This window comes from Aeromonas sp. ZOR0001 (assembly GCF_000801015.1).
GTDB lineage: Bacteria > Pseudomonadota > Gammaproteobacteria > Enterobacterales > Aeromonadaceae > Aeromonas > Aeromonas veronii.
This window is the reverse complement of record NZ_JRJY01000006.1, coordinates 61,133-68,539: the sequence shown is the minus strand read 5'-3', so window position 1 is coordinate 68,539 and position 7,407 is coordinate 61,133. Positions and strand designations below refer to the sequence as shown.

Here is a 7,407-nt window from a genome sequence, read left to right as displayed (position 1 = left end):
CCCCAGCCGATAGCAGTGAAACGCCCGCTGAGGCTGCCCCCAAGGCAGAATAAGCCACGCAGAATCATCTGATCTGTCAGAGAGCCCGCCATCGTGCGGGCTCTTTTTTGCCCGGCATCCCGCCCTACAAGCTGCCATATATACCGTTATGGCACACAGTTCTATCCACGATTGGCAGAGAACGCAGTGAATGTCTCCATCAGCGGGGCTGAAAGCAACCGTTATGTGCGCCACCTCTCCTTTCTGACATATTAATCAAGGAGAAATATGTCTATACTCGCTTGGGTACAACCCTAGGGATATTGGTATGCAGGAATGGGACCCGGAACACTTCACCAACTTCGCTCAGTTATGCGAAGTGAGCCTCGCCACCATCCGTGAAAAGACCGATGCCGAACGCCTCTACCTCTGGCTGAAAGCCCCCGAACCGCAGCTCTACAGCTTTCAGCTCGATCAGGGGCTGACCACGCTTGATCTCGACCATCTCGGCCAACTGACCCTGCCCCACCACCTGATCGACAAGGCGATGGAAAAGGGACAACTGGTGATCGAGCAGCTCCCACCACCGCCTGATCCCGGCGAAAATGTGGAGCCTGCCCAGCCACAGTTACGTGCCTGTTTCCCTCTCAAGCGTCACATGAAACTGGAAGGGGTCATCTATCTGGAGACCCGCCGCCGCATCGACCGCCTCTCCTCCCACCAGCGTAAGGGTATCCAGCTCCTTATCCACTATCTGACAGCCGAGCTCAGCAATCACCTGCTCTCCAGCCAGGTCAATCAGGAGCGGGACCAGCGGCTCCATACCCAGACCGATCTGGTACAGAGTCAGGCACTGCAGGGCTCCTTCCTCACCATGTTGCAGGCGCTGCACATGGTCAGCGTCACCCTCTCCCGCAGTCGCAGCGAGAACGATCTGCTGCGGGATGCCGTGCTGCTGGCCCGCAAGGAGCTGCAGTTCGATCGGGTCGCCATCTTCCTGATCGAACCCGATGGCAAGACCATGCGCGGCACCTGGGGCACCAGCGAGGAGGGCGAGCTGATGGATGAACACAACTTCATCAGCCCCATTCCGGATCACCCGACGGTGCAAGAGGCGCTCAGGCGCAAGGACTACGTGCTGGTGATGGAAGATACCCCCCTCTACTACGAGAAGCAGCAGGTGGGCCGTGGCTGGAACGCCATGGTATCGCTGTGGGATGGCACCACCCCCATCGGCTGGATCGCCGCTGACAACCTGCTCTGGCACCGGCCGCTCAAGGCCTATCAGAGCGAGATCTTCAAACAGTACGCCGCCATCCTGTCGCAACTGCTGATCCGCCAGCGCACCCAGGAGCAGCTGGAAACCCTCAACCGCCAGCTGGAGGCCCGGGTCGCCGAGCGCACCATGCAGCTGGCCGAGACCAACCGGGCGCTGGAGGAAGCCAATCACCGCCTCTCCCTGCTGTCGCTGGAAGACCCCCTCACCGGCATCGCCAACCGGCGCCAGTGGGACATCACCATGCAGCGGGAGTGGGAGTGGGCACGGCGCACCCAGAACCTGCTGGCGGTATTGATGATCGACGTCGACGAGTTCAAGGCCTACAACGACCACTTCGGCCATGCCAAGGGGGATCTCTGCCTGCAACAGGTGGCCCATGTGCTGCGGGATGCAGAGCGGCGCTGCACCAATCTGGTAGCCCGTTACGGCGGGGAGGAGTTCGTCATTCTGCTCTGCGCCCCCCAACCCGGTGAGGCCGAACAGCTGGCCGGGCGGATCCACGATGGTCTTGTCCGCTTGAAAATGCCCCATCCCGCCTCGCGGGTTGCTGATTTCATTACGGTTAGCATAGGCTTTAGCTATCTGGTTCCCTCCCTGGACGGAGCATGGCAGACCCTGATCGAACAGGCTGACCAGGCGCTCTACCACGCCAAGTCACAAGGGAGGGCCCGCACTCTGGCTTATCGGTGATCCCATGCTGTTGCGTCGCTACCCCATCTTCAATCGTCGCCTGGCTCTGGTGGCCTACGGCATCGACTATCAGCTCAGCTTACCGGCCGAATGGCCTTCACTGGCGCAACATTGCCGCCTGCTGGCGCAGGGGCGTCAATATCTGGTGCCCTTCACCCACGAACAGCTCGATGAACAGCGTCCCCTGCTGCTGGATCAGGACGCGATCCCGCTGGTTGAAGCCTCCAGTGAACGCCAGCCCAACTCGTTCCCGGTGCTGGAGCAGTGGCGCGACAGTCGGCGCAGACTGGCGGTGCACGGCGCCAACCGGGATCCACGCTGGCTCGGCGCCAGCCGCCTGCTGGTGTACTGGATGGGGGAAGAGGGGATCTGCCAGCCCACCGAACACAAGCGGATGGCGCTGAACATCGAAACCTGGGCGGATTTTCTCCCGCTGCGGGAGGCGGGGGTCGACTTCTTTGCCGGCGGCTTTCTCGCCCGTCCGGAGCTGGTCAATCAGCGAGCCAATCAGCCCGATATGGCGCTGGTACAGCAGATCCTCCAGCTCATCTGCCACGAGGAGTTCTCCTTCGCCCAGGTAGCTCGCCTGCTGGAGCAGGATGCCTGGCTGCCCGGCCTGCTGCTCACCTACGTCAACGCCCCCGGCTTCGATCATGCCGCCCCCATCACCTCGGTACCCCGCGCCCTCTCCTATCTGGGGGAGCAGGAGATCCGCAAGTTCGTGCTGATCAACGGTCTGGCCCGGGTGAGCCAGCACATGCCGGAGGCCTGCACCCGCATGGCCATCGCCCGCGGCCGCTTCTGCGAGTTGATTGCCCTCACCGCCCTCGGTAAAGCGGAGGCAAGCTGGGCCTTTCTGGTGGGACTGGTGCTCGATGGCTCCCTGCTGTCAGATCCGTTGATGGCCCACCTGCCCAAGAGCGTGCAGCGCGCCCTCGAACTGCACGAAGGGCCACTCTTTCATCTGTTTCAGCTGGTCAGCACCTATGAACAGGGTAACTGGGCCCTGCTGGAACAGCTTGCCCCCAAATATCAACTCGATCCGGCCCAGCTCACCCCCGTCTATTTTCAGTCACAAATGTGGGGGCAAGCGTTTCTCACCAGCTAGGTGATGGCGAGGCGGGGAGCCACTGGCTAGAATGGGTTCCCTTTTTTCAGAGACTGACCCGCACCATGACGCTTTCCGGATTCCAAGGCCTGGTCTTTGACCTTGATGGCACCCTGGTCGACTCCATGCCGCTGCACCTCGCCGCCTGGGAGCACACCGCCCGCGAGTTTGGCTTTCACTTCGACGCCGACTGGTTCTATGAGCTGGGTGGCATGCCGAGCCGCAAGATAGCCCTGCTGGTCGCACAGGAGCAGCAGATCCCCCTCGATCCGCTCGACGTCACCCGCTGCAAGACCGCCCACTATGTGGCCAACCTGCATAAGGCGACCGTCTTTCCGGCCATGCAGGCGCTGGTCGAGCGCTATCATGGCGTCATCCCGATGGGGATCGGCACCGGCTCGCCTCGCGTCAACGCCGAGGCAGTGCTGCGCAACACCGGGCTGGATCGCTACTTCTCCGTGGTGGTCACCGCAGACGATGTGGAGTTGCACAAGCCCAATCCGGACACCTTCCTGCTGGTCGCCAGCAAGCTGGGGGTCGAGCCATCAGGCTGTCTGGTGTTTGAAGATACCTGTATCGGGGTACAGGCCGGAGAAGCAGCGGGTATGCAGACCTGCATGGTCAAAGAGGGTCAACCAGTCGGCATAACGGCGTAGTGCGGAAAAAATATCGCCCTGCAAGGGGCGATAACCGGAACCGACTCTCATACGGGACATGAATGAAAATGAGAGCAGGTTCCGTCAGCCGCTGACGCAGGGCGCGTCAACGGGGCGTGCGGGGCAGACGATTACTCGTTGTTGCCGCCGCCCTGATTGTCGTCATAACGACCCGGCGCACCGTGGGGGCGCGGCGCCATGGAGACACGCGGCTTGCGAGCACGCTGGATATTCACCTGCGGACGGCCGGTGTGCATGGCGATGGTGGAGATCTTGGCCTTGTAGACCAGCTGCTGGTTACCATGAGCATCGGTCAGCAGCACGCTGTACTGGTCGAACCCGCTGATGGTGCCTTCCAGCTTGATGCCGCTCACCAGAAAAATAGCGACCTGACTGCGGTTCTTGCGCAACCAGTTGAGGGCAGAATCTTGCCCGTTCCCGAGGGAGAAGGCTTGCTCAATCGTGGAGTAGCTGGGGGATTCAGTTGTCATAAATTATTGTCCCGCGGAAAAAAAAAGTGGCGTTTGATTGTGCTAAATGGGCACTGGCTTGTCAAAGTCATTCTCACTCCCGCCAGCAATAGCGGCCTCCGGGGGCTGGTCGCTGACCAGCACAACTGCGATAATCGCCAGCTCTGGCTCTACCACGGGCCTTATCTGGGGTTTTATCTTGCATCCGGTTTCACACCAACACCACACCACCTATGTCCATGATGCCACTGCCTGCGAAGAGTGTGACCTGCTGATACCGGCCACACCGCTCGAGGTGGGACAGGCCAGCTGCTGCCCCCGTTGCGGACACACCCTGAGTCGCCACCTGCCACAGCAGGAGTTGCTGCCGATCTCCTACGGGTTCGCGGCACTCATCATGTTCGTGCTCGCCAATGCCTTTACCTTTATGTCCTTCTCGGCCAAAGGAGTGGGCCAGGAGATGACCTTTTTGCAGAGCATCACCACCCTGGTGGATGAGGGCTATCTGTTTCTCGGCGCGGTACTGAGCCTGACCCTGATCGGCCTGCCGCTGGTCTATATGGGATCCATCATGCTGGTGCTGTGGCGGGTCGATAAAGATCTGCACAGCAATGCCCTGCGCTCCCTCGGCCGTCTGCTCTGCCGGATCAAACCCTGGCTGATGGTGGATGTCTTTCTGGTGGGGGTGCTCATCTCGCTGGTCAAGCTGATGGGGATGGCCGACATCAAGATGGGGCTGTCATTCTGGGCTTTCGTCGGTTACACCGTGCTGCTCATCAAGATGATCTCCTCGCTTGATCAGATGTGGCTGTGGCAGCGGCTGTTCGGCCCAACCGAGTCACGGGATATCGACCCGGAAGCGGGCGCGCTGGAATCCGGCCTGGTGGGCTGCCATATCTGTGGCGCTCTGAGCGAGGTGGGCAGCCACAGCTGCTCCCGCTGCGGCGGCAAGCTGCATGCCCGCAAGCCGGGCGGCCTGAACCGTACCTGGGCGCTGCTGTTTACCTCCGCCATTCTCTACATTCCGGCCAACGTCTATCCCATCATGGATACGGTGTTTCTCGGTGATGACAGCCCCTCCACCATCCTCGGCGGTGTGGTGCTGCTCTGGGCCATGGGCTCCTACCCCATAGCGGCGGTGATCTTTTTCGCCAGCGTGGTGGTGCCGCTGGTGAAAATACTGGCGCTATTCTGGCTTTGCTATATGGTGCAGCGCGGCAATGTCACCTCCCCCCTCGGCAAGCTCAAACTCTATCGCATGACCGAATTTGTCGGACGCTGGTCGATGATCGACGTCTTCGTGGTGGCCATTCTGGCGGGCCTGATCCGGCTCGACAATCTGATGACCATCTATCCCGGCCCTGCGGCCGTCGCATTTGCAGGTGTGGTGCTGATCACCATGGTCGCCGCCATGAGTTTCGACTCCCGCCTGATCTGGGATTTACAACAAGGAGAACGCGAACGTGAGTGAGCGTAAAAAAAGGTGGAAACCGGGCTCTGACTTTCTGAGCTCTGCCGCCGCAATCTGGATGGTGCCCCTGCTGGCGCTGTTCATCGGTCTCTGGATGCTGTTCCAGCACTGGTACTCCCAGGGCCCCAGTTTCACCCTGACAGTCGCCACTGCCGAGGGCATAGTCGCTGGCAAGACGGTGATCCGCTCCCGCGAAGTGGACGTCGGCCGCATCGAGGCCGTCGAGCTGAGCGATGACTACAGCCATGCCGTGCTGAAAGGACGGCTGACCAATGCCGCCTCCGGCATGCTGCGCGGTGACAGCCAGTTCTGGGTGGTCAAACCCAGAGTGGGCCGTGAAGGGGTGTCGGGCCTGAGCACCCTGCTCTCCGGCGCCTATATCGAACTCGCCCCCGGCAAGAAAGGTCGGGCGCGGGATGAATACGCCATGCTCGACAAACCGCCGCTCGCCTCCCTCGATGCCAAGGGGCTGCGTCTCACCCTCAGCAGCCGCGACACCCGCGCGCTGGGGGAAGGCTCCCCCATCAACTATCAGGGCTTCACCATAGGTCAGGTAGAAGAGGCGAAGTTCCTGCCCGAGAAGAGCGAGATGCAGTATCAAATCTTCATCCACGCCCCCTATGACATTCTGGTGAGCAGCAACTCCCGCTTCTGGATGACCCCGGGCTTCGAGGTCTCCATGAGCAGCGAGGGGATGAAGGTGAAGATGGATTCGCTGGAGAGTCTGATCGATGGCGGCATCACCATGGGTCTGCCACCCGGCTGGGCGCCTGGCGAACCGGTCAAACAGATGGAAGGGTTCACCCTGTTCCAGGATGAGGCGAGCGTGCTGGCCGGTAGCCTGGATCAGTTCATCGACTACGTCTTCCTGTTCGATGACAACGTGGGTGGCCTGCACCCGGGCGCGGCGGTGCAGTATCGCGGTATCCGGGTCGGTACCGTCATCTCCGCCCCCTACCTCATTGAGGACAAGGGCGTGCAGATCTTCAAGAGCCGCCAGATCCCGGTGCTGGCTCGCATCGAGGTGCAGCGCCTCTCCCACCGCTATGCCAAGGCGGAGAAGGATCAGTGGCGTGCCCTGTTCGGCAAGCAGTTCAAGGAGGGGTTGCGTGCCAGCCTCAAGACCTCGAGCCTGCTGACTGGCGGCAAGATCATCGACCTCAACTTCTATCCGGACGCGCCACGTTTCGAACAGGCCAAGCTGGCCGGTTATCAGGTCTTCCCCACCGTGCAGGGCGGGCTGGATCAGATCGAGCGCAAGGTGAACCTCATCCTCGACAAGTTTGTCGACATGGACATGGCGACCACCCTGACCAAGGTCAACGGGTCACTCACCACCCTGGATGGCACCCTGAAGAACATCAGTGCAGTCAGCGCCAACCTGAACAAGCTCACCGCCAAGGATTCTACCCAGCAGCTGCCCGCCTCGCTCAACGAGAGCCTCAAGCAGTTGCAGGAGACCCTGCAGGCCTATGATGCCCAGTCGCAGACCAATCAGGACCTGCGTCAGTCGGTGCAGACCCTCAATCAGTTGATGCGCGAACTGCAGCCGCTGGTGCACTCCCTCAACGAGCAGCCCAGCTCGCTGATCTTCGATCGCGCGCATCCATCGGATCCTGAGCCCAAGCGAGGCAAACAATGAAAAAAGAGATCCTGACGCTGGCCCTGCTGGGCCTGCTGGCGGGTTGCAGCAGCCAACCAAGCCTGCACTACTACTCGCTCGATGCAGACAGCCAGCAACCCGTGACGGCCCC

The 7,407-nt window shown here is 61.1% G+C and carries 6 protein-coding genes; 5 read left to right on the top strand and 1 reads right to left on the bottom strand.

Annotated features, from left to right (window positions below):
- The first annotated feature begins 307 nt into the window (after positions 1–307).
- From L972_RS01165 to L972_RS01155, 3 genes are all read left to right on the top strand, one after another.
- Entirely contained in the window at positions 308–1,948 is a 1,641-nt protein-coding gene (locus L972_RS01165) for a sensor domain-containing diguanylate cyclase (protein ID WP_047434566.1), read from the top strand.
- A gap of 4 nt (positions 1,949–1,952) precedes the next feature.
- On the top strand, positions 1,953–3,056 hold the full coding sequence (locus tag L972_RS01160) for an EAL and HDOD domain-containing protein (protein ID WP_047434564.1): 1,104 nt from the start codon (positions 1,953–1,955) through the stop codon (positions 3,054–3,056).
- Between the two features lie 65 nt (positions 3,057–3,121).
- Positions 3,122–3,712: an HAD family hydrolase gene (locus L972_RS01155; protein WP_047434562.1), complete on the top strand. Its 591-nt coding sequence runs from the start codon at positions 3,122–3,124 to the stop codon at positions 3,710–3,712.
- A 131-nt stretch (positions 3,713–3,843) separates the two neighbouring features.
- Here L972_RS01155 and hfq read toward each other — a convergent pair whose 3' ends face one another.
- Positions 3,844–4,203: an RNA chaperone Hfq gene (gene hfq, locus L972_RS01150; protein ID WP_005335772.1), complete on the bottom strand. Its 360-nt coding sequence runs from the start codon at positions 4,201–4,203 to the stop codon at positions 3,844–3,846.
- A gap of 178 nt (positions 4,204–4,381) precedes the next feature.
- On the opposite strand from hfq, the gene L972_RS01145 reads away from it, so the two are divergent.
- Entirely contained in the window at positions 4,382–5,653 is a 1,272-nt protein-coding gene (locus tag L972_RS01145) for a paraquat-inducible protein A (protein WP_047434559.1), read from the top strand.
- Positions 5,646–7,295, top strand: a complete 1,650-nt coding sequence (pqiB, locus tag L972_RS01140; protein ID WP_005335774.1) for an intermembrane transport protein PqiB — start codon at positions 5,646–5,648, stop codon at positions 7,293–7,295. Before L972_RS01145 ends, pqiB begins: the two co-directional genes overlap by 8 nt.
- Positions 7,296–7,407: the final 112 nt, after the last annotated feature.

Bases quoted from the DNA above. Each gene is read 5' to 3' on its own strand.
- L972_RS01165 (WP_047434566.1), top strand. From the start codon at position 308: ATGCAGGAATGGGACCCGGAACACTTCACCAACTTCGCTCAGTTATGC.
- L972_RS01160 (WP_047434564.1), top strand. From the start codon at position 1,953: ATGCTGTTGCGTCGCTACCCCATCTTCAATCGTCGCCTGGCTCTGGTG.
- L972_RS01155 (WP_047434562.1), top strand. From the start codon at position 3,122: ATGACGCTTTCCGGATTCCAAGGCCTGGTCTTTGACCTTGATGGCACC.
- hfq (WP_005335772.1), bottom strand. From the start codon at position 4,203: ATGACAACTGAATCCCCCAGCTACTCCACGATTGAGCAAGCCTTCTCC.